Here is an 18,795-nt window from a genome sequence, read left to right as displayed (position 1 = left end):
GTTGTGGCGGTTTCGGTGATGTGCGGGGCGGGGGCAGCGGCTAGCGTGTCAGGTCCATGTGGCGGTCCACTGTGACCGCCGTACCGGCTGGGGAGGGCCGTCATGAAGCTGCCGCGTTCCGGGGCCGGGTGGACGGTCGCGGTCTTCGGCGTGCTGGCGCTGGCCATGGGCGCGGTGGGGCTGCTCTGGCCGGAGGCGCTGCTGCGGACGCTCGGCTTCGAGGTGCCCGAGCGGCGGGCCGCCGGCGACCACACCGGCACCTTCCTGATGGCCTCCTCGATGGCCTCGTTCAACATGGGCGTCTACTACCTGCTCGCCACGGCCACGGAGTGGCGGTCGTTCTACCGGTTCACGGTGGTGTTCCGGCTGGTCACGTTCACCGTCTTCAGCATCGCCGTGCTGGCCGACATCGCGCCGGGGGGTTTCTTCGGGGTGGCCGCCTGGGAGGGCCTCGGCGCGGTGGCGACCGCCGTCGGGCTGCGGTGGGACGCGCGCCGGGCGGATGCGCCGGGCGTCGGCCGGGGCGGTGACGACGCGGCGGGCGCCGCCGCGGGCGGTGCCGGGACGCCGTCCGCGACCGATGCGGTTCACTGAGCAGCCGGCCCGGTTGGGTATTTTTGAGCTGTGACCGAGACCCCGCCCGGCGCCCTGCCGATGCCCATTGTGCCCGGTCTGACTGATCTGAGGGTTTTTGCCCGGGGCGGCTACGCGACCATCTACAAGGCCACCCAGATCTCGGTGGGGCGTGAGGTCGCGGTCAAGGTGGAGAACCGCACGCTGGACAGCGAGCGCGACCAGGCGCGCTTCCTGCGCGAGGCGCGGGCGGCCGGCCGGATGTCGTCCCACCCGCACGTGGTCGACCTGTTCGACGTCGGGGTCACCGTCGACCAGCACCCCTACCTAATCATGGAACTCTGCGACGGGTCGTACGCCGAGCGGATGCGGACCTCCCCGCTCGGGCCGGTGGAGGCCCGCGACCTGGGCATCAAGATCGCTGATGCGATCGCCCACTCGCACGCGGCCGGCGTGCTGCACCGCGACGTCAAGCCGGCCAACATCCTCTACTCGCACTTCAACCCGGCGGTGCTGGCCGACTTCGGGCTGGCCGTGCTGGCCGAGATGCGCGACGCCTCGGTCGCGCTGGAGGTGCTCACCCCCGCGTACGCGCCGCCGGAGATGTTCAACCACAGCCCGCCGTCGCCCGCGGTCGACGTCTACGCCCTCTGCGCCACCCTCTACGCCGTGATGCACGGCCGCCCGCCTCGCTGGCAGGCGGAGCGCAACCCGAGCCTGGTCACCGTGCTGGAGATGTTCCATCAGCCGATCCCCGGGCTGCCCGGGGTGCCCGAGGAGCTGATCGACGTGCTCCGCGCCGGGATGGTCAACGACCCGGGGGAGCGGCCGTCGGCGGCGGAACTGCGTGGCCTGCTGACCAGCCTTCCGCTCGACCAGGCCGGGTCACCGGCCAGCGGGGCTCAGGTCTCCGGCGGCCCGGTCACCGGAGGGCCCACCCCGACCGGTCCGTACGCCGCCGGCCGCTCCGGCCGGCCCGCCCCGCGCCCGCCGGTTGAGGACCCGCACCCCACCGTGCCCGCATCCGGACGGCGGTGGCGCCGGCGCTGGTTCCTCGGCGGCGCCGGGATGGTCGCCCTGGCCGCCGCGGCGAGCGCCGGCGCCTGGGTCGCCGGCGGGTTGCCGGCCCCGGTCCCGTCCGCGACGGCCGGGGTGGCGGCGAGCACCACCAGCGTGGTGCTGCCCGCCTGCGCGGAGGCCGTCCGGCTGCCAGAGGGCGCCGGTTGTGCGGACGAGCTGGAGTGCTTCGGGCCGATGGCGGTGCGCGGTGCGCGGGCCCGGGCGAGCCGGGTCCCCTGCGACGGCGAGCACACCTGGGAGAGCTACGCCGAGGGCGAGCTGCCCGCCGCGCTGGTCGGCGCCGGGTACGCCGAGGTCAGCGCCGACCCGGCGGTACGGCAGGTATGCAACGAGACCACGTTCCGGTTGACCAGCGGGATCAGCCGACCGGACGGGTGGAACCTGGAGGTGCTGCCGCCGGCCGCCGCGGACGTCGACCGGACGTACCGCTGCCTGGCCGGCCGGGGGCTCGACGCGCTCGCCTCACCAACGCTCACCGGCGGGTGAACCGCTGCGGCCCCGGCGGCGCTCGCGCATCGCCCGGATCGCTTCCCGGTTGTCCAGCGTCTCCAGCGTGTCGGCGTCTATGCCGTACAGCCCGTCCGCCGGTTGCCCCGGCGCCGTCGCCGCGACCACCTGCGTCCGGTCGTCGCCCTGCCGCGCGGCCGCGACCGACACCCCGGCGATCGTGGCCAGCAGGACGCAGAGCAGCGCCAGCAGCACGCCCAGAAAGTCCTGGCGGCGCCACACGATCAGCGTCACCAGCAGCGCGACCGCCGCGACTGCCGCGACGACCGCCACCGTCCGTGCGTCGGGTCTGGACAATCTCACCCGTCTAGCATGTGCCTGCCCGGCCGACTGTCAACCGTGGACAGGCCGCGGATGCGATGATCCCGAAGAGATCGTTTCCTGTGGGAAGGAACGCCGTGCCTCGGGTTGCCCGGATCGTCGCGGTACTGCTGGTGTCCGGCACGCTGTTCGGCTGCGGGACGGACGCGCCGCCGGATCGGATGGCCCCCACCGGGGCGGCGTCCGTCACGCCCGTCGCGTCGCCGGCCGCGTACGTCACCTTCGAGCAGGCCGTGAGCGGCCACCTTAAGGCCGGGGGAGCGAGCTTCGTCGGCCGGTGCGAGGGCGCGACCTCGGATCCCCGGACGCTCTGCGCGGTCAAGACGGCCACCGTGGACGGTGGCGAGGTGTACGGGATCGGCGTCCCCTACAGCGAGATCGACGGCTACCTGCTGATGCGGGAGGGCCCGGGCGGCTGGGAGGTGCTCGACGAGCACACCCCGGCGGGCGGGCCGGAGCCGGCGCCGTCCTGGTTCGCCGCCGTCGGATAGGTGGCGGCGGGGCGGCAGTGGCAGACGCCGGTCGGCGCGGAACGCCGATAGCGTCGATCATGAATGTTCTGTTACATCGACCGAGAAGTTGTCCGGTATGCGGGGGTTCTGCGAACACATTCATTGCCTGCGATCTCTACAGTGGCGGAGGTCGAGCCCCGACTCGACCCATCCCGTCGTCCACTGGAAGGCGTCCACATGCCACGACGAACCCGGTTCCTGGCCGCAGCAGGACTCGCCGGCGTCATCCTCGCCGGATCCGCGGTCGCGCCCGCCGCCGCCGCACCCGCCCAGTCCGGCTGGGGCCGCCCGGTCACCTCCGACCGCACGAGTCCCGCCGAGGCGCGCCGCGTCGACCGCGTGCCCACGCCGAAACTGAACTGGTACGCCTGCTACGAGTACGCCGAGTGCACCACCGTCCGGCTGCCGCTCGACTACGACAAGCCGAAGGGCCCGACCACCGAGATCGCCGTGCTGCGGGTCAAGGCCCGCGACCAGAAGAACAAGGTCGGCAGCCTCTTCCTCAACCCGGGCGGCCCCGGCGGCTCCGGCACCGACATCGCGCTCGCCGCGCCGTACTTCCTCGGCGACGAGGTGCTGGACCGGTTCGACATCGTCGGTGTCGACCCGCGCGGGGTCGGGGCGAGCGAGCAGGTCAGGTGCTTCCCGTCGGTCAAGGACCAGACCCGGGCGTACGCGGGGCTGAACGTCGCGTTCCCGTTCACCAGGGCCGAGGAGAAGGCGTACGTGGCCTCCTCGAAGGCGGTCGGCCGGGGCTGCTCCACCACCGGGAAGCCGCTCAGCGGCGCGATGTCGACCGCCGAGGTCGCCCGCGACATGGACGTGCTGCGCCGGGCCGTCGGCGACAAGAAGCTCACCTACCTGGGCTTCAGCTACGGCAGCGCCCTCGGCCAGTACTACGCCAACATGTTCCCCGACCGGGTCCGGGCACTGGTGATCGACGGGGTGCTCAACCCGCACGCCTGGGTCGGCCGTGGCGCGGCGCGCAACCTGGCCCAGGAGGACCGGCTGCGCAGCGCCCAGGGCGCCTACCGGGCACTGCACGAGATCCTGGTGCGCTGCGACAAGGCGGGCGAGGAGGCGTGCCCGCTGGCCGCCGGCGACCCGCTCGCCTCGTACGAGCTGGTGGCGAAGCGGCTGCGGGCCGAGCCGTTAATGATCGACGACCCGGACCTCGGCACCTTCACGGTCACCTACGCCGACTTCGTGGCCTTCACCCTCGGCGCGCTCTACGGACCGATCGGCTACCAAGGGGTCGTCGGCCTCACCGCCGAGCTGCTGGTGCTCACCGACCCGCAGTCCGCCCCGGCGGCCCGGGCCGAGGCGCGCACCAGCGTGGTCCGGCTGGCGGAGCAGGCGCGCCAGCAGCGCCGGTACGACCTCCCGTACGACAACGGGCTGGAGACCTTCCTCGGCGTGGACTGCACCGACGCGTACCACCCGAAGGACGCCGCCTCGTGGCCGGCGCGGGCGGCGAAGGCCGACCAGCGCGACCCCTACTTCGGGCGGCTCTGGACCTGGATCACCTCGCCGTGCGCCCGCGACACCTGGACGGTGCGGGACTCCGACGCCTACACCGGGCCGTTCAACCGCCGCACCAGCGCCCCGGTGCTGGTGGTCGGCAACTACTGGGACCCGGCGACCAACTACCAGGGAGCGGTCAGCTCGGCCCGGCTGCTGCCGAACAGCCGCCTGCTGAGCAGCGACAGCTGGGGGCACACCGCCTACGGCACGTCGGCCTGCGCGACCGGGGCGATCGACGCCTACCTGGTCCGGGGGACGCTGCCGGCGAAGGGCACCGTCTGCACCGGTGACGTCCAGCCGTTCGCCGCGCTGCCCGACGAGCCGGAAGCGACCGAGCGGGTCGAGGCGTCGAAGAGCGCCCTGGCCGAGGAGGGCGCGCCGCGCCGGGGTGAGCCGAAGCGGCTCCCGCCGGTGGTCGCGCCGCTGCCGGCGGTCGGCACGCTCACCGTCCGCTGAGGACCCCGGGGTACGGCGGGCGATTGGGCACCCGCCGTGCCCCGGCCCGTCAAAGTGGTGCCCCGGCGGGCCGGGCTGCGGCCGATGGTTCGCAGCGGCTACCGTCGGTGTCCCGTAGGCTCCGCTGCGCAGCGAGGTCGCCCATGAACGAACACATCGCCGGTTCCCGGGTCCGCTCGGTCGCCACCACCCTGGCCGTGGCGCTGACGCTGACCCTCGCGGCCGCCGCCGGCTGCGACAGCCGCAAGGAGCCGCAACTCCCCTCGGTGCAGGAGAAGCTGCGCGAGTCCCACATCTACGGCCAGCCCACGCTACGGATCGGGGTGGCCACCAACGAGCCCTTGATGGGCGAGGTACCCAACGGCGTGCACGTGGGCTTCGACGTCGAGATCGCCCGCTACATCGCCGCCTCGCTCGGCTACGAGGGCGACCAGCGGGTCGAGTTCGTGTCGGTGTCCACCGAGGACCGGATCCCGGCCCTGCAGGGCGGGGTGGTCGATCTGGTCGTCTCCAGCTTCTCCATCACGGAGGAACGCAAGAAGTTGGTCAGCTTCGCCGGGCCGTACTTCGTCACCACCCAGGAGGTGATGGTGCCGACCCGGCACAAGGACGACATCCGCACCATCGAGGACCTCCGGGACCCGACGTACAAGATCTGCACCAGCGGCGGCTCCACCACGGAGGCGGAGCTGGAGAAACACCAGATCAAAGCGCTGGTGGTCAAGAACGTGGGGGACTGCGTCGAGGGCATCCGGCAGGGGCGGTACGACGCGGTCAGCTCCGACGAGACGATCCTCGCCGGCTTCCTGGCCCGCTTCCCCACCGAGTTCGAGATCGTCGACATGCCCTTCGGCACCAGCGAACTGCTCGGGGTCGGGGTGCCGATCGGTGACCCGGCGCTGCGCGATCTGGTGGCGTACTTCCTCGACAAGAGCTACCAGCAGGGGCGCAGCGGGGAGACCAGCCCCTGGCAGACCGCCTACAACCGGACGCTCGGCCCGTGGCTGCGGGCGGAGAAACGGCAGCCGCAGCCGCTCGACGTGCCGAAGCTGGTGGACTTCGACGACAAGGCGCCGCGGCGATGAACGGGGCGGCGGCCACCGCCACGGGTGACCCGGACCCCGGCCAGCCCGTCCCGGCGCCCCGCGACCCGGTGCCTCCGGCGTCCCCCGCGCCGGCTCCCGAACCGGCGCCCGGGTCTGCGTCTGGGTCGGCCTTCGCGGTGTCCGGGCCGCTCCCCGCGGCGGCCGTGCCTGGGCGGGATGGAATGCGGGATGACGCGGCGGAGCGGCAGGCGCGGGCCAGCCAGTCGTTCTGGACGGCCGTGGTCGGCGTGCCGGCCATCTTCTCGGTGCTCCGGCTCGGGGTCGAGGCCGGCGGGGAACTGCAGACCACGCTGCTGCTGGTGGCGAACGTCGGCCCGATCAACCTGCTGGCCGGGTTCCTCACCACGGCGGCGCAGCTGCTCTCCACCGCGCTGGTCGCCGTCTTCGCGCTCGGCGCCGTGCTCCGGGTCAGCTGGGACCGGCTGCCGGGGCATGACCGCCGCCGGCCGCTCTTCGTCCGCTGGGCGGAGATCACGCCGGCCTGGTTCGTGGCGGCGAGCTTCCTGATGGCCCTGATCACCTGGCCGCTGCTCTACCTGCCGCTGCTGCTGCCCGCGTTCGTCGCGGCGTTCCAGTTGCGCCCGGAACGGCTGCACGAGCGGCCCTGGCCCCGAGTGCTGATCATCGGTGCGCTGTTCGCCGGCTACTTCTGGCTACTCCTGCCGACGGTGCGGGACGCCGGGCGGCAGGGTGACTGGCTGGCGATCCTGCTGTTCGTCGTGCCGCCGGTGCTGGCGCTGGCCATCGCCGGGCCGCTGCCCGGGGCGGTGATCCGGCCGCTGGCCTCGGTCACCCAGATCGCCGTGCTGGCCATGCTCGTCTGGGCGGCGCTGCCGGTGATCAGCACGCCGGTGCTGCCGCTCACCGTCACCACCGTCGGGGACGGCACCGGTGCGACCGAGGACGTGCGGGGGCACGTGGTGACCACCGACGACGTGAACATGGTGATCCTGCAGGAACGCGGCGGCGTCCGTTACGTCCCGGTGGACCAGGTCCGGGGGCAGGTGCTCTGCCCGAGCGAGGAGGAACTGCCCCGGCACCGGCTGCGGATCCACGACTACCACGTCGAGGATTCGCTGCTGGAGGGGCTGGGCCGGCGGGTCCGCCCGGTGCACCGCATCGACGCCGCCTGTCGCTGACTTCAGGTACGCGCAGCCCTGCCTCCTGCACGAAGATCGACCGTCGGGCGACGGCATCACCCCTGGCGTTGAGCTGGGAGCCGTCGAGCCAGATCCACCCGTCGTAGGTCATCCAGTCGAGCACTCCGATCAACCGGAACAGCATCGGCGTCACGAACTGCGGGCTGGCCGCGCGGCTGACGTAGAGCAGGTCGCCGGCCCGGAGCGTCACAGCAGCCACCCGAGGAAGCGGCGGTGCAGCAGCCCCGCTGGCGCCCAGCCCATGTCCTGAGTGGCCGCCACCAGGCACGATCCCATGTAGAGGGCGAGGGAGATTGGCGCGTCCTGGTACTCGGCTTGTAGTTCGTGGCGACGGGTACGGCAGGGCCAGGGGGCACCACACCCGCCGCACGTCCAGATCGGCATTATCGGTCTGTGCGTGCTCATCAGCCCTCGCCCGGCCAGTGCCCGCGGTTGATGGGGATGCGGTGTCTCGCCCGGCAGGGGCAGCTCAGATCCGCAGCGGCAGACCCGCCTCCACCTCTGCCATGACCACACCGGTCGATGTCTGCGCGCCAGGGTCAGGGCTGTGGCGATCACGTACTGGTCGTAGTTGACGTGCCTGCTCATCCCGCCCTCCTCGTGTGAGGGGCGTGGCAGCCGGGCCACGCACGGTCATCCGACCACCACACCCGGCAACACCGTCCCACGCAACAAGGCAATCCGCAATATGCGGGCGCAGCTTGTGCGATCCGCGTGTCTGCGAAAGGAAGTCGGGACTTTCGCATGGCAAGATGACGACGTGCCTCAACGTCAGAGCCCTACCGTCAGGCGTCGGCGACTGGCGCTCACACTTCGGCAGCTCCGCGAGCGAGCCGGCATTACCTCCGCCGAGGCAGCCCGCCGCGTCGACCATGACGCGAGCTGGCTCAGCCGGATCGAGACAGCGGAGGTTCGTCCACACCCGAACGACGTACGGGCGCTCCTGACGTTGTACGGCGTGGAAGGCGACCAGGCCGAAGCCGTCATCGCAGTAGCCCGTCAGGCGAAGCAGCGCGGGTGGTGGCAGCGGTACAGCGACGTCTTGCCGGACTGGTTCGCCGCGTACGTCGGGATGGAGTCCGAGGCGTCGGCCATCCGCACCTACGAGTGCCAGATGGTGCCCGGACTGTTGCAGACCGAGGACTATGCCAGAGCGGCGTTCCAGGGTGCGCCGGTCCCGATGCGCGACGACGAGGTAGAGCGACAGGTCGCGCTACGGATGGAAAGGCAAGCCATCCTGACCGGCGACGACCCGCCGATGCTGCGTGTCGTCATCGACGAGGGAGCAGCCCGGCGGATGGTCGGCGGTCCTGAGGTGCTACACCGGCAGCTCAACCACTTGATTGAGGACTCAACCAGGAGCAACGTTCAGATCCAGTTGCTGCCCTACTCCGCCGGCGTCGGCTTCGACGGCAGCTTCGTGATCCTCGACTTCCCGCCGATGCCCGACCCTTACCCGGACGCGGCTGAGGAGCGGATGGTCTACGTCGACACGCTGACCGGCGCGCTGTACCTGGACCGGCCGTCCGAGATCGCCGCGTACGCCGCAGCGCACGAGCAACTTCAAGCCCTTGCACTGGCACCCAAGCCCACGCGAGATACGCTGCGTGCGATTACGGCAGAGCTGATCACCTAGGAGGGCACAGCATGGACCTGCCTCGCGCTGCCTGGCGCACGAGCACCAGGTCCGGCTCAAGCGGCAACTGTGTCGAGGTTGCCACACCGCTCCAGGTCGTCATGGTCCGCGACAGCAAGGACCGGCAGGGGTCGGTGCTGTCCTTCACCGCCGGCCAGTGGGCCGGCTTCATCGAGGGCATCAAAGCCGGCACGTTCGAAGCGTAGGAGCTTCGTCTTGACCGACTGCGCGGCGCTCGGTCAGATCGGACGCGCGTTCTTCGTGCGGAGATGGTCGTACCGGCTGTGATCCTCTGAGCAGGGCCTATTCGGTGCTGGTCTCGTTGCCCCGCGGCACGTCTCCGGCCTCGAGCCCACGTGTCAGTACGACTTGTCCTGGCCGAGGACGTGTTGGGCGACGAAGTTGAGGATCATCTCCCGGCTGACCGGGGCGATCCGGCCGGCGCGTACCGCGCCGAGCAGGGTGGCCACCCCGTACTCCGTGGTCATGCCGGCCCCGCCGTGCACCTGGACGGCGGTGTCCACGGCCAGCGCGGCCGCCTCGCCGGCGGCGTACTTAGCCATGTTGCCGGCCACGCCGGCCTCCAGGTCCCGCCCCGCGTCGTAGAGCACCGCCGCCTTGTAGATCATCAGCCGGGCCAGCTCCACCTGCACCGCCGCGTGCGCCAGCGGGTGGGACACGCCCTGGTGGGAGCCGATGCTCCGGCCCCCCCAGACCTTGCGGCTGGCCGTGTACGCCGAGGCGCGTTCGATGGCGTACCGGCCGGTGCCGGCGCCCATCGCGGCGACCGTGATCCGCTCCGGGTTGAGCCCGGCGAACAGCGCGGGCAGGCCGGCGTCGAGCGATTCGCCGAGCAGCGCGTCGGCGGGCAGCCGCACGTCGTCGAGGTAGAGCAGAAACTGGTTCTCCGGGGAGAGGATCTCCATGTCCAGCTTGGACCGGGTCAGCCCCGGTGCGTCGGCCGGCACGACGAACAGGGCGGGCTTCAGCTTCCCGGTCGCCGCGTCCTCGGTCCGCGCCACCACCAACACGTGCTGTGCCTCGTCGACGCCGGAGATGAAGCACTTGCGGCCGGAGAGCAGCCAGCCGTCGCCGTCGCGGCGGGCCACCGTGCCGAGCCGGTGGAAATTCGACCCCGCCTCCGGCTCGGTGATCGCAAAGACGATCTTCTGGGAGCCGTCGGCGAGGCCGGGCAGGTAGTGCTTGCGCTGCTCGTCGGTGCCGTGCCTGTTGATCACTGTGCCGGCGATGGCGGGGGAGACCACCAGCAGCAGCAGCGGGCAGCCGGCGGCGGCCAGCTCTTCGCAGACGATGGCCAAATCGGTGATGCCGCCGCCCCCACCGCCGTACTCGGTGGGGATGTTGACCCCGAGGTAGCCGAGGCGGCCGGCCTCGTGCCACAGCTCGGTGGTGTGCTCGCCGGCCTTGGCCTTGGCCACGAAGTAGTCGTGGCCGTACCGCCGGCCCAGCGACCGGACCGCGTCGCGGAGCTGCTCCTGTTCGGGGGTGAGGTCGACGTTCATCGGGGGGCCTCCTCAGCGGGGTTGACCACGGCCAGCACGGCGCCGGTGTCGACCTGACCGCCGGCCGGCACCGGCAGTTCGGCGACCACACCGTCGGTCGGGGCGAGTACGGGATGTTCCAGCTTCATCGCTTCCACCGTCAGCATCAGGTCACCGGCGGCGACCCGCTGGCCGACCTCGACGTGCAGGCGGGTCACCGCGCCGGGCAGCGGCGCGAGCAGCGACCCGGCGGCCAGCTCCGCGGTGGGCAGCGGGAACCGGGGCAACTCGGCGAGGCTCGCCGCCCCGTCCGGGCCGTCCACGAAGACGTCCGACCCCACCCGGTGTACGCGGAACGCGCGCCGCACCCCGCCCACGTCCAGCACGACGCGGTCGGGGGCGGCCGACACCAGCGCCACCGTCGGCGGCTCGCCACCCTGGTCGGTGGCCGGGGCGGGCTGGCCCGTGTGGCCGCTAGCGTCCCCGTCGTCGGTCGTGGCCGGTGCGCCGCCGCCCGTCGCGCTACCCGATACTCGGGCGGGCGGCGTGGTGGACCATTCGGCGAGCCGGCCGGTCCGGTCCAGCCGGTACCGCACCTCGATGTCGCTGTCCGGCCCGGTGTAGCGGGTGACCTGTGGGAATGCCGGCACGTTCCGCCAGCCGGAGGGCAGCCCGGCGAGCACGCGGGCGTCGGCGCGGCGGGCGGCAGCCGAGGCGAGCGAGGCGGCCAGCGCGGCCAGCGGGAGTTGGTCGGCGGGCAGCAGCGGGGCGTAGACCTCGGGGTGCCGGTCCAGGAAACCGGTGTCGATCTCGACGGCGGCGAACTCGGGGCTGCGCAACACCCGGACCAGCAGGTCCCGGTTGGTGGCCAGCCCGTGCAGCTCGGCCCGGGCCAGCGCGCCCGCGAGAGCCCGGGCCGCCTCGGCTCGGGTGGGCGCCCAGGCGATCACCTTGGCCAGCATCGAGTCGTAGTGGACGCTCACCACCGAGCCGTCGGTCATGCCGGAGTCCAGCCGCAGGCCCGTCCGCTGGAGGTTGCCGAACTCGCGGTCCACCCCGGGGATGGCGAACCGGTGCAGGACCCCGGTTGCCGGACGGAAGCCCTGGGCTGGGTCCTCGGCGCAGAGCCGCACCTCGATCGCATGGCCGCGGGTGGCCGGGTGCTTCGCGTGCTCCGGCAGCGCTGCGCCCTCGGCGACCAGCAGTTGCAGCCGGACCAGGTCCAGTCCGGCGACGGTGACCAGCTCGGTGACCGGGTGCTCCACCTGGAGGCGGGTGTTCATCTCCAGGAAGAAGAACTCGCCGCTCGGGGCGAGCAGGAACTCCACGGTGCCGGCGCCGACGTACCCGACCGCCTGACCGGCGGCCACCGCCGATTCGTGCAACCGCTGCCGCAGCTCGAACGGGATGACTCCCGGCGCCTCCTCGATGATCTTCTGGTGCCGGCGCTGGATCGAGCACTCCCGCACGCCGAGCGCGGCCACCGTGCCGTGGATGTCGCCGAAGATCTGCACCTCGACGTGGCGGCCCCGCTCCACGTACCGCTCGATGAAGACCCTGCCGTCGCCGAACGCGCCGGCCGCCTCACGGCGCGCCGAGGCGACCGCCTCGGCCAGCCCGGCGGCGTCCCGCACGACGCGCATGCCCCGCCCGCCGCCGCCGGCGGACGCCTTGACCAGCACCGGGAAGTCGCTGATCTCGTCGGCGTCGGTCCAGGTCGGCAGCATCGGCACGGCCGCCTCGGCGAGCAGCGCCTTCGCCGCCATCTTGTCGCCCATCGCGGCGATCACCTTGGCCGGCGGGCCGATCCAGGTCAGCCCGGCGTCGGTCACCGCCGCGGCGAACTCGGCGTTCTCGGCGAGGAAGCCGTAGCCCGGGTGGACGGCGTCCGCGCCCGACCGGCGGGCCGCGTCCAGGACCAGATCGATCCGCAGGTACGTCTCGGCCGGCGTGTTCCCGGGCAGCCGGACCGCGTGGTCGGCCTCGGCCACGAACGGCGCGTCGGCGTCCGCGTCGGAGTGCACGGCCACCGTCTCGACGCCGAGCGCGCGGCAGGTGGCGAAGATCCGGCGGGCGATCTCGCCGCGGTTGGCCACGAGAAGTCTGTTGATCATGCGTGCCGGTCCTGCCTTTACGTTCGCGACTGCGGGACTCCGCTCCACTGCGTTCCTCGCGCTCACCGGGATCACATCCGGAAGACGCCGAAGCCGTCGGCGCCCCTGACGGGTGCGGTGTGGACCGCCGAGAGGCAGAGCCCGAGCACGGTACGGGTGTCGCGGGGGTCGATCACCCCGTCGTCGTAGAGCCGGCCGGAGAGGAAGAGCGCGCCGGACTGGGACTCGATCTGCTGCTCGACCATCGCCCGCATCGCGGCGTCGGACTCCTCGTCGTAGTCGCGGCCCCGGGCGGCGGCGGCCTGCCGGGCCACGATGGAGAGCACTCCGGCCAGCTGCGCCGGCCCCATCACCGCCGACTTCGCGTTCGGCCAGGTGAACAGGAACCTCGGCTCGTACGCCCGGCCGCACATGCCGTAGTTGCCGGCCCCGTAGGAGGCGCCGAGGTTGACCGTCAGGTGCGGCACTGTCGAGTTCGACACCGCGTTGATCATCAGGGCGCCGTGCTTGATGATGCCGCGCTGCTCGTACTCGGTGCCGACCATGTAGCCGGTGGTGTTCTGGAGGAAGACCAGCGGGGTGTCGGCGGCGTTGGCGAGCTGGATGAACTGGGCCGCCTTCTGCGCCTCCGCGCTGAACAGCACGCCCCGGGCGTTGGCCAGCACGCCGACCGGGTAGCCGTGCAGCTCGCCCCAGCCGGTCACCAGCGCGTTGCCGTAGCTCGGTTTGAACTCGTCGAACTCGCTGCCGTCGAGCACCCGCGCGAGGACCTCGCGCGGGTCGAACGGCACCTTCAGGTCGGCGCTGGCGATGCCGAGCAGCTCCTCCGGGTCGTACTTCGGCGGTTGCGGCACCGGGCTGCGCGGCGGCGGCCCCTGCTTGCGCCAGTTGAGCCGGCGGATGCACTGCCGGGCCAGCCGGATGCCGTCCCGCTCGTCCTCGGCGAGGAAGTCGGCCAGGCCGGAGGTGGTGGCGTGCATCGCCGCCCCGCCGAGCGACTCGTCGTCGGTGACCTCGCCGGTGGCCATCCTCACCAGCGGCGGCCCGGCCAGGTAGACCTGCGACTGGTCCCGAATCATGATTACCTGGTCGGACATGCCCGGCACGTACGCGCCCCCGGCGGTCGCGTTGCCGAAGACCACGCTGACCGTGGGGATCCTCGCCGCGGAGAGCCGGGTCAGGTCGCGGAACACCCGGCCGCCCGGGATGAAGATCTCCGCCTGGGTGGGCAGGTCCGCGCCGGCCGACTCGACCAGGTTGACCATCGGCAGCCGGTTCGCGAGGGCGATCTCGCCGGCCCGTCTGGTCTTGGCGAGGGACCACGGGTTCACCGCGCCGCCGCGCACCGTCGGGTCGTTGGCGACGATCAGGCACTCGACGCCCTCGACCACGCCGATGCCGGTCACCACGCTCCCACCGACCGGGAAGTCGGTGCCGTACGCGGCCACCGGCGACAGTTCCAGGAACGGGCTGTCCCGGTCGAGCAGCAGCTCGATCCGCTCCCGGGGCAGCAGCTTGCCGCGCCGGTGGTGCCGGGTCACGTACTTCTCGCCGCCCCCGGCCCGGGCCTGGTCGAGCGCCGCGTCCAGCTCGGCCAGCCGCTCCAGCAGTGCCGCCCGGTTCGCCGCGAAGGTCGGCGAGGACGGGTCGATCGTGCTGCCCAGTGTGGTCACAGCCCCATTCCCTTCGCGATGATCTCGTTCATGATCTCGGTGGTGCCGCCCCCGATGCCGAGGATGCGGGCGTCCCGGTAGTGCCGTTCCACCTCCGCGTCACGCAGGTAGCCGTAGCCGCCGTGCAGTTGCAGCGCCGCGTCGACCACGTGGTCGCAGGCCGCCACCGCGACGTTCTTGGCCATCGCCACCTCGGTCACCACCGGCTCGCCGGCCACCACGCGAGCCGCCACCTCGTGCACGTACACCCGGGCCGCCTCGGTGCGGGTGTGCATCTCGGCCAGCCGGTGCCGGACCAGCTGGCGGCTGGCCAGCGGGCGGCCGAAGGTGGACCGGTCCCGGCACCAGCGCACAGCCAGCTCGACGCAGCGCTGCGCGATCGCGTACGCCTGGGTGGCGAGGGAGAGCCGCTCGGCGGCGAAGTGCTGCATGATCGCCAGGAAGCCGGTGTCCTCCGGGCCGATCCGGTTGGCCACCGGCACCCGCACGTCGACGAAGGACAGCTCGGCGGTGTCCGAGCAGTGCCAGCCGAGCTTCTCCAGCCGCCGGCCGACGGTGAACCCGGGTGTGCCCTTCTCGATCACCAGTAGGCTGAGCTCGCCAGAGCCGGGGAAGTCGGTGCAGACGGCGGTGGTCACGAAGTCCGCCCGCACCCCGCTGGTGATGTATGTCTTGGACCCGTTCACCACGTAGTGGTCGCCCTCGCGGCGGGCCCAGGTGCGGATTCCCGCCACGTCGGAGCCGCCATCCGGCTCGGTGATCGCCAGCGCGCCGATCATCGTCCCGCCGAGCGTGGGCCGGACGTACCGGTCGATCAGGCCGTCGTCCGCCGCCCGCTCGCCGCCCAGGCGGCCGCCGAGGGAGCCGCCGAGCCGGGCGCCGGCCGCGGCGACCATGTGCGGCAACGCGATGCCGTGTGTGAACAGCGCGGCGATCAGCCCGGATGAGCCTCCCGACCGGATGATCTCCTCGGTCACCACGATCGAGTCGAGCAGGTCACCGCCGCTGCCGCCGACCGACTCCGGGAAGCCGATGCCGAGCAGGCCGAGCTTCGCGGCCGTCTCGTGCAGCGAGCGCGGCACCTCGCCGGCCCGCTCCCAGTCGTCCAGGTGCGGCAGCACCTCCCGAATGACGAAGGCTCGCGTCAGCTCGCGCAGCTGCCGCCGCTCGGGAGTGTCGATGATGGTCACGAGTCCTCCCCGGTCGTGGTCGCGGCGGCCGGCCCGACCGCGAGTTCGGCGGGCAGGTCGACGATCCGGGACCGGAGCAGCTCGCCGAGCGCCTTGGCCTGCGGGTCGAACCGGGTCGACCCGGCTACGCCCGGCCCGAGCAGGCCCCGGATCACGAAGTTGACCGCCCGCAGGTTCGGCAGCTCGTACCGCTCCACGGTCAGCGGCGCGGTCTCCGGCAGCAGCTCGGCGAGCCGTGCGGCGGTGAGGAAGCCGCGCAGCCAGTCGTACGCCCGGTCGGTGCGCGCCCAGACGCCGAGATTCGCGTCCCCGCCCTTGTCTCCGGAGCGGGCGCCGACCAGTTCGCCCAGCGGCGCGCGGCGGGTGGGGCGGTGCACGGCCGGGCCCGGCGGCGGGTCGGCCGGCGCGGCCTGCGCGGGCACCGCGGCGGTGCGCACCGGCGGCGCGATCGGCACCCGCTCGCCGGACGGGAGCACCGCGACGTGCGCCACCGCGTCCTGCGGCACCGTGTCGGCGGTGAAGACGCCGTAGGGCGACGCGTCGCCGGGCGGCGTGGTGAGCGTGCAGCCCGGGTAGGAGGCCAGGGCCAGTTCCACCGCGGCCGCCGAGAAGGCCCGCCCCGCCCGTGTCTTGTCACCGTCGCGCAGGTGTACGTGCAGCAGCGCGCTCGCCGCCTCGGTGTCGGCCGCGTCGACGTGGTCGGTGCGGGCCAGCACGAACTCCAGCCCCTCCTTGCCGACCGCCTCTTCGAGCTGGCCCCGGACCAAGGCCGCCTTCGCCGGGATGTCGAGCCCGCAGAGGACGAAGGTGATCGAGTTGCGGAAGCCGCCCAGGCCGGTGACACCGACCTTGAGGGTGTCCGGCGGGGGTGTGCCGCGTACCCCGCTGACCCGGACCCGGTCCGGCCCGTCCTGGCGCAGGATGACGCTGTCCAGCCGGGCCACCACGTCCGGCCCCAGGTACGCCGGCCCGCCGATCTCGTACAACAGCTGGGCGGTGACCGTCTCGACGGTGACCGCGCCCCCGGTGCCCTGGTGCTTGGTGAGCACCGCGGAGCCGTCGGCGTGCACCTCGGCGATCGGGAATCCGGGGCGGCGCCCGCCGTCGGGCAGTTCGGTGAAGAAGCTGTAGTTGCCGCCGGTCACCTGGGCGCCGCACTCGACGAGGTGACCGGCGACGGTGGCGCCGGCCAGCGCGTCGAGGTCGTCGCGCCCCCAGCCGTACCGGGCGATCGCCGGGCCGACGACCAGGGAGGCGTCGCTGACCCGGCCGGTGACCACCACGTCCGCCCCGCCGTCGAGGCAGGCCGCGATGCCGAACGCCCCGAGGTAGGCGGTGGCGGTCAGCGCGTCCGGCCGCGCAAGGGCGTCACCCTCGACGTACCCGACACGGGCCGGCAGCCCGAGCCGGTCGGCGAGCGTGCCGATCGCGGCGGCCAGCCCGGCGGGATTCAGCCCGCCGGCGTTGGTCACGATCCGTACACCCCGCTCCAGCGCGGCGCCCAGGCACCCTTCCAGCTGGCGCAGGAAGGTCTTCGCGTAGCCGAGGCCGGGGTCGCGCAGCCGGTCCCGGCCCAGGATCAGCATGGTCAGCTCGGCCAGGTAGTCGCCGGTCAGCACGTCCAGCTCGCCGCCGTCGAGCATCTCTCGCCAGGCGGTGAACCGGTCGCCGTAGAAACCGGACGCGTTGCCGATCCGGATCACGCCGGCACTCCGCTCCCGGCGGTGGCCGTGCGGCCGGGAGCGGCCGTGCCGTCGGGGCTGGCGGTGGCCGTGCCGCCGGCGGCCCGGGGTTCGCGGCCGGCGCCCGGTGGGCCGGCGAAGGCCTGCGCCACGTCGAGCCACGCGTCGGCCACCGGGCCGGTCGCCACCAGCGCCAGGTCGGCCCGGTGCCGACGCTGGGTGACCAGCAGGCAGAAGTCCCGGGCCGGGCCGGTGACCCGGTCCGCAGCCTCGGTCGGGCCGTAAGTCCAGGTCGTCCCGTCTGGTGCCGCGAGCTCGACCCGGACCGGCGCCGTCGGCACCGCCCGACCGTGGGCGGCGAACCCGTGGCCGAGGGTACGGAAACCGAGGTGCGCGACGTGCCGGAGCCGGGGGGTGTCGGGGCGGGTGACGGCGAGCGCGTCGGCCACGTCCTCGCCGTGCGCCCACGTCTCCATGATCCGGGCGGTGGCCATCGAGGCCGGTGACATCCGGGTGCCGTACCACGGCAACTTCTCGCCGGGTGGAACGGCGGCGAGGGCGGCGGCGAGCGCCGTCCGGCCGGCCCGCCAGCGGGCGAGCAGGTCGGCTGGCGGGGCGAGGAACTCCTCCGCTCCCGCGTCGACCATCCGGGCCGGGTCCGCAGTGGCGGACACGGCGCCGAAGAAGGCCGCGGCGTCGGTGGTGGCGAGCAGTGCCATGTGGTCGGTCCAGGCGAGATGGGCGATCTGGTGCCCGGTGGTCCAGCCCGGCGCCGGGGTGGCTCGTGCCCAGCCGGCCGGCGGCAGGGGGCTCACCAGGTCGTCCAACTGCTCGGACTCGTCGGTCAGGTCGGTGAGCAGGTCCTTGAGGTCGACCATGGTGCCTCCTCGGCAGGGCGGGCCGGTCAGGGCGCGAGCTGGGTGGTGAGGTGCCGTTTCCAGGTGTTCAGCAGGGCGGTACGGCGGGACGAGTCGTCGTTGAGCAGGTTGGCCACGCCCAGCCCTCGGAGCAGGTCGAGGGTGGCCTGCACCGCCTCGCGTACTCCCGGACTGCGTTCGTCGACGCCGAGCAGCGCGACGGTCAGGCGGTGCATCTCGCGGCCGACCCGGGCTTCCAGGGGGACCAGCGCCTCGCGCAGTTCCCGGTCGGTGCGGGCGGCGACCCAGAGTTCGAGGGCGGCGACGAAGAGCGGCCCGGTGAAGGCCGCAGCGAGCAGGTCGATCACCCGGTCGAGCCGTTGCGGCCCGGCCGGCAGTGCCTCGGCCTCGGCGCGCAGCTCGCCGGCCCGGCGGTCGGCCAGGTGGGTGACTGCCGCGGTGACCAGCGCCGCCTTGGTGGGGTAGTGGTGCAGCTGCGCCCCGCGCGACACTCCGGCCCGGGCCGCGACGACGGTGGTGGTGGTGCCGGCCCAGCCGTGCTCGACCAGGCACTCGACGGTCGCCTCCAGCAGCCGGGTCTGGGTGGCGCGGCTGCGCTCCTGTTGAGGGACGCGGGTCGATGCGGGAGGCACGGGGACAGCGTGCCGCCGCCGAAACAAACAGTCAAGACTGACTTTTTCTGTCGCCGGTCGGTGTCTGCGTGGCGGTCGGGGGTGGTGCCTGCGTGGTGGCCGGCGGTGTCCGGTTGGTCTTCGCGGCGGTGGGTGTGTTCGGCGTGCTGTCGCTGCCCGCACAGATGGGGCGGTGGGGTCGGGCGCGGCGTGTCGGGTCTGGGCGCATGGACGGTGGCATGCGTCGGGACGGGGCGGCTTGCCCGGTGA

Annotated in this window: 16 protein-coding genes and 1 pseudogene; 8 read left to right on the top strand and 9 right to left on the bottom strand. The window is 72.9% G+C overall.

What is annotated here, in order from left to right; all coding sequences use genetic code 11:
- Positions 1 to 102 precede the first annotated feature (102 nt).
- Both C1I99_RS16925 and C1I99_RS16920 read left to right on the top strand, forming a co-directional pair.
- Positions 103 to 594 (top strand): hypothetical protein, encoded by a 492-nt coding sequence (locus C1I99_RS16925; protein ID WP_111135185.1) that lies wholly within the window; start codon positions 103 to 105, stop codon positions 592 to 594.
- 30 nt (positions 595 to 624) lie between these two features.
- A complete protein-coding gene (locus tag C1I99_RS16920) occupies positions 625 to 2,139 on the top strand; it encodes a serine/threonine-protein kinase (protein WP_111135184.1) in 1,515 nt (504 codons plus the stop codon).
- Here C1I99_RS16920 and C1I99_RS16915 read toward each other — a convergent pair.
- Complete coding sequence (locus C1I99_RS16915) at positions 2,116 to 2,463, bottom strand: hypothetical protein (protein WP_146603974.1); 348 nt, start codon at positions 2,461 to 2,463, stop codon at positions 2,116 to 2,118. The genes C1I99_RS16920 and C1I99_RS16915 overlap by 24 nt on opposite strands.
- 95 nt (positions 2,464 to 2,558) lie before the next feature.
- On the opposite strand from C1I99_RS16915, the gene C1I99_RS16910 reads away from it, so the two are divergent.
- From C1I99_RS16910 to C1I99_RS16895, 4 genes are all read left to right on the top strand, one after another.
- Positions 2,559 to 2,972: a hypothetical protein gene (locus C1I99_RS16910; RefSeq protein WP_111135182.1), complete on the top strand. Its 414-nt coding sequence runs from the start codon at positions 2,559 to 2,561 to the stop codon at positions 2,970 to 2,972.
- A 198-nt stretch (positions 2,973 to 3,170) separates the two neighbouring features.
- Entirely contained in the window at positions 3,171 to 4,973 is a 1,803-nt protein-coding gene (locus C1I99_RS16905; protein ID WP_111135181.1) for an alpha/beta hydrolase, read from the top strand.
- Between the two features lie 143 nt (positions 4,974 to 5,116).
- A complete protein-coding gene (locus tag C1I99_RS16900) occupies positions 5,117 to 6,058 on the top strand; it encodes a transporter substrate-binding domain-containing protein (protein WP_111135180.1) in 942 nt (313 codons plus the stop codon).
- 182 nt (positions 6,059 to 6,240) lie between these two features.
- Complete coding sequence (locus C1I99_RS16895) at positions 6,241 to 7,218, top strand: hypothetical protein (RefSeq protein ID WP_111135179.1); 978 nt, start codon at positions 6,241 to 6,243, stop codon at positions 7,216 to 7,218.
- Between the two features lie 207 nt (positions 7,219 to 7,425).
- On the opposite strand, the gene C1I99_RS16885 is transcribed toward C1I99_RS16895, so the two are convergent.
- Positions 7,426 to 7,623, bottom strand: a complete 198-nt coding sequence (locus C1I99_RS16885; RefSeq protein ID WP_233512555.1) for a hypothetical protein — start codon at positions 7,621 to 7,623, stop codon at positions 7,426 to 7,428.
- 304 nt (positions 7,624 to 7,927) lie between these two features.
- Here C1I99_RS16885 and C1I99_RS16875 point away from each other — a divergent pair, with 304 nt between their 5' ends.
- Entirely contained in the window at positions 7,928 to 8,875 is a 948-nt protein-coding gene (locus tag C1I99_RS16875; protein ID WP_111135177.1) for a helix-turn-helix domain-containing protein, read from the top strand.
- A gap of 11 nt (positions 8,876 to 8,886) precedes the next feature.
- Positions 8,887 to 9,081, top strand: a complete 195-nt coding sequence (locus C1I99_RS16870; RefSeq protein ID WP_111135176.1) for a DUF397 domain-containing protein — start codon at positions 8,887 to 8,889, stop codon at positions 9,079 to 9,081.
- Positions 9,082 to 9,234: 153 nt separating this feature from the next.
- On the opposite strand, the gene C1I99_RS16865 is transcribed toward C1I99_RS16870, so the two are convergent.
- The 7 genes and pseudogenes from C1I99_RS16865 to C1I99_RS16835 all read right to left on the bottom strand — a co-directional run bounded on the left by C1I99_RS16865 (position 9,235) and on the right by C1I99_RS16835 (position 18,546).
- Positions 9,235 to 10,398, bottom strand: a complete 1,164-nt coding sequence (locus C1I99_RS16865; RefSeq protein ID WP_111135175.1) for an acyl-CoA dehydrogenase family protein — start codon at positions 10,396 to 10,398, stop codon at positions 9,235 to 9,237.
- A complete protein-coding gene (locus tag C1I99_RS16860) occupies positions 10,395 to 12,491 on the bottom strand; it encodes an ATP-binding protein (protein ID WP_111135174.1) in 2,097 nt (698 codons plus the stop codon). Before C1I99_RS16860 ends, C1I99_RS16865 begins: the two co-directional genes overlap by 4 nt.
- A gap of 71 nt (positions 12,492 to 12,562) precedes the next feature.
- Complete coding sequence (locus tag C1I99_RS16855; RefSeq protein ID WP_111135173.1) at positions 12,563 to 14,164, bottom strand: acyl-CoA carboxylase subunit beta; 1,602 nt, start codon at positions 14,162 to 14,164, stop codon at positions 12,563 to 12,565.
- Positions 14,161 to 15,354, bottom strand: coding sequence for an acyl-CoA dehydrogenase family protein (locus tag C1I99_RS16850; RefSeq protein WP_111135172.1), 1,194 nt, complete (start codon positions 15,352 to 15,354; stop codon positions 14,161 to 14,163). Before C1I99_RS16850 ends, C1I99_RS16855 begins: the two co-directional genes overlap by 4 nt.
- Positions 15,351 to 16,997 carry an acyclic terpene utilization AtuA family protein gene (locus C1I99_RS16845; protein WP_233512556.1) on the bottom strand — a complete coding sequence of 549 codons (1,647 nt, stop codon included), beginning with the start codon at positions 16,995 to 16,997 and terminating at the stop codon, positions 15,351 to 15,353. Before C1I99_RS16845 ends, C1I99_RS16850 begins: the two co-directional genes overlap by 4 nt.
- Positions 16,998 to 17,137: 140 nt before the next feature.
- Positions 17,138 to 17,914: pseudogene (locus tag C1I99_RS16840) on the bottom strand (TIGR03084 family metal-binding protein); the annotation flags it as partial.
- A gap of 26 nt (positions 17,915 to 17,940) precedes the next feature.
- Positions 17,941 to 18,546 carry a TetR/AcrR family transcriptional regulator gene (locus C1I99_RS16835; protein ID WP_111135169.1) on the bottom strand — a complete coding sequence of 202 codons (606 nt, stop codon included), beginning with the start codon at positions 18,544 to 18,546 and terminating at the stop codon, positions 17,941 to 17,943.
- Positions 18,547 to 18,795: the final 249 nt, after the last annotated feature.

It is taken from the genome of Micromonospora deserti (assembly GCF_003236335.1).
GTDB lineage: Bacteria > Actinomycetota > Actinomycetes > Mycobacteriales > Micromonosporaceae > Micromonospora > Micromonospora deserti.
This window is presented reverse-complemented; position numbering and strand designations above follow the sequence as displayed.

What these genes read in the sequence shown, in the direction of transcription:
- C1I99_RS16870 (WP_111135176.1), top strand. Translation starts at nt 8,887, where the DNA reads ATGGACCTGCCTCGCGCTGCCTGGCGCACGAGCACCAGGTCCGGCTCA.
- C1I99_RS16875 (WP_111135177.1), top strand. Translation starts at nt 7,928, where the DNA reads ATGCGGGCGCAGCTTGTGCGATCCGCGTGTCTGCGAAAGGAAGTCGGG.
- C1I99_RS16860 (WP_111135174.1), bottom strand. Translation starts at nt 12,491, where the DNA reads ATGATCAACAGACTTCTCGTGGCCAACCGCGGCGAGATCGCCCGCCGG.
- C1I99_RS16845 (WP_233512556.1), bottom strand. Translation starts at nt 16,997, where the DNA reads ATGCTCGACGGCGGCGAGCTGGACGTGCTGACCGGCGACTACCTGGCC.
- C1I99_RS16900 (WP_111135180.1), top strand. Translation starts at nt 5,117, where the DNA reads ATGAACGAACACATCGCCGGTTCCCGGGTCCGCTCGGTCGCCACCACC.
- C1I99_RS16885 (WP_233512555.1), bottom strand. Translation starts at nt 7,623, where the DNA reads ATGCCGATCTGGACGTGCGGCGGGTGTGGTGCCCCCTGGCCCTGCCGT.
- C1I99_RS16895 (WP_111135179.1), top strand. Translation starts at nt 6,241, where the DNA reads ATGCGGGATGACGCGGCGGAGCGGCAGGCGCGGGCCAGCCAGTCGTTC.
- C1I99_RS16905 (WP_111135181.1), top strand. Translation starts at nt 3,171, where the DNA reads ATGCCACGACGAACCCGGTTCCTGGCCGCAGCAGGACTCGCCGGCGTC.
- C1I99_RS16865 (WP_111135175.1), bottom strand. Translation starts at nt 10,398, where the DNA reads ATGAACGTCGACCTCACCCCCGAACAGGAGCAGCTCCGCGACGCGGTC.
- C1I99_RS16925 (WP_111135185.1), top strand. Translation starts at nt 103, where the DNA reads ATGAAGCTGCCGCGTTCCGGGGCCGGGTGGACGGTCGCGGTCTTCGGC.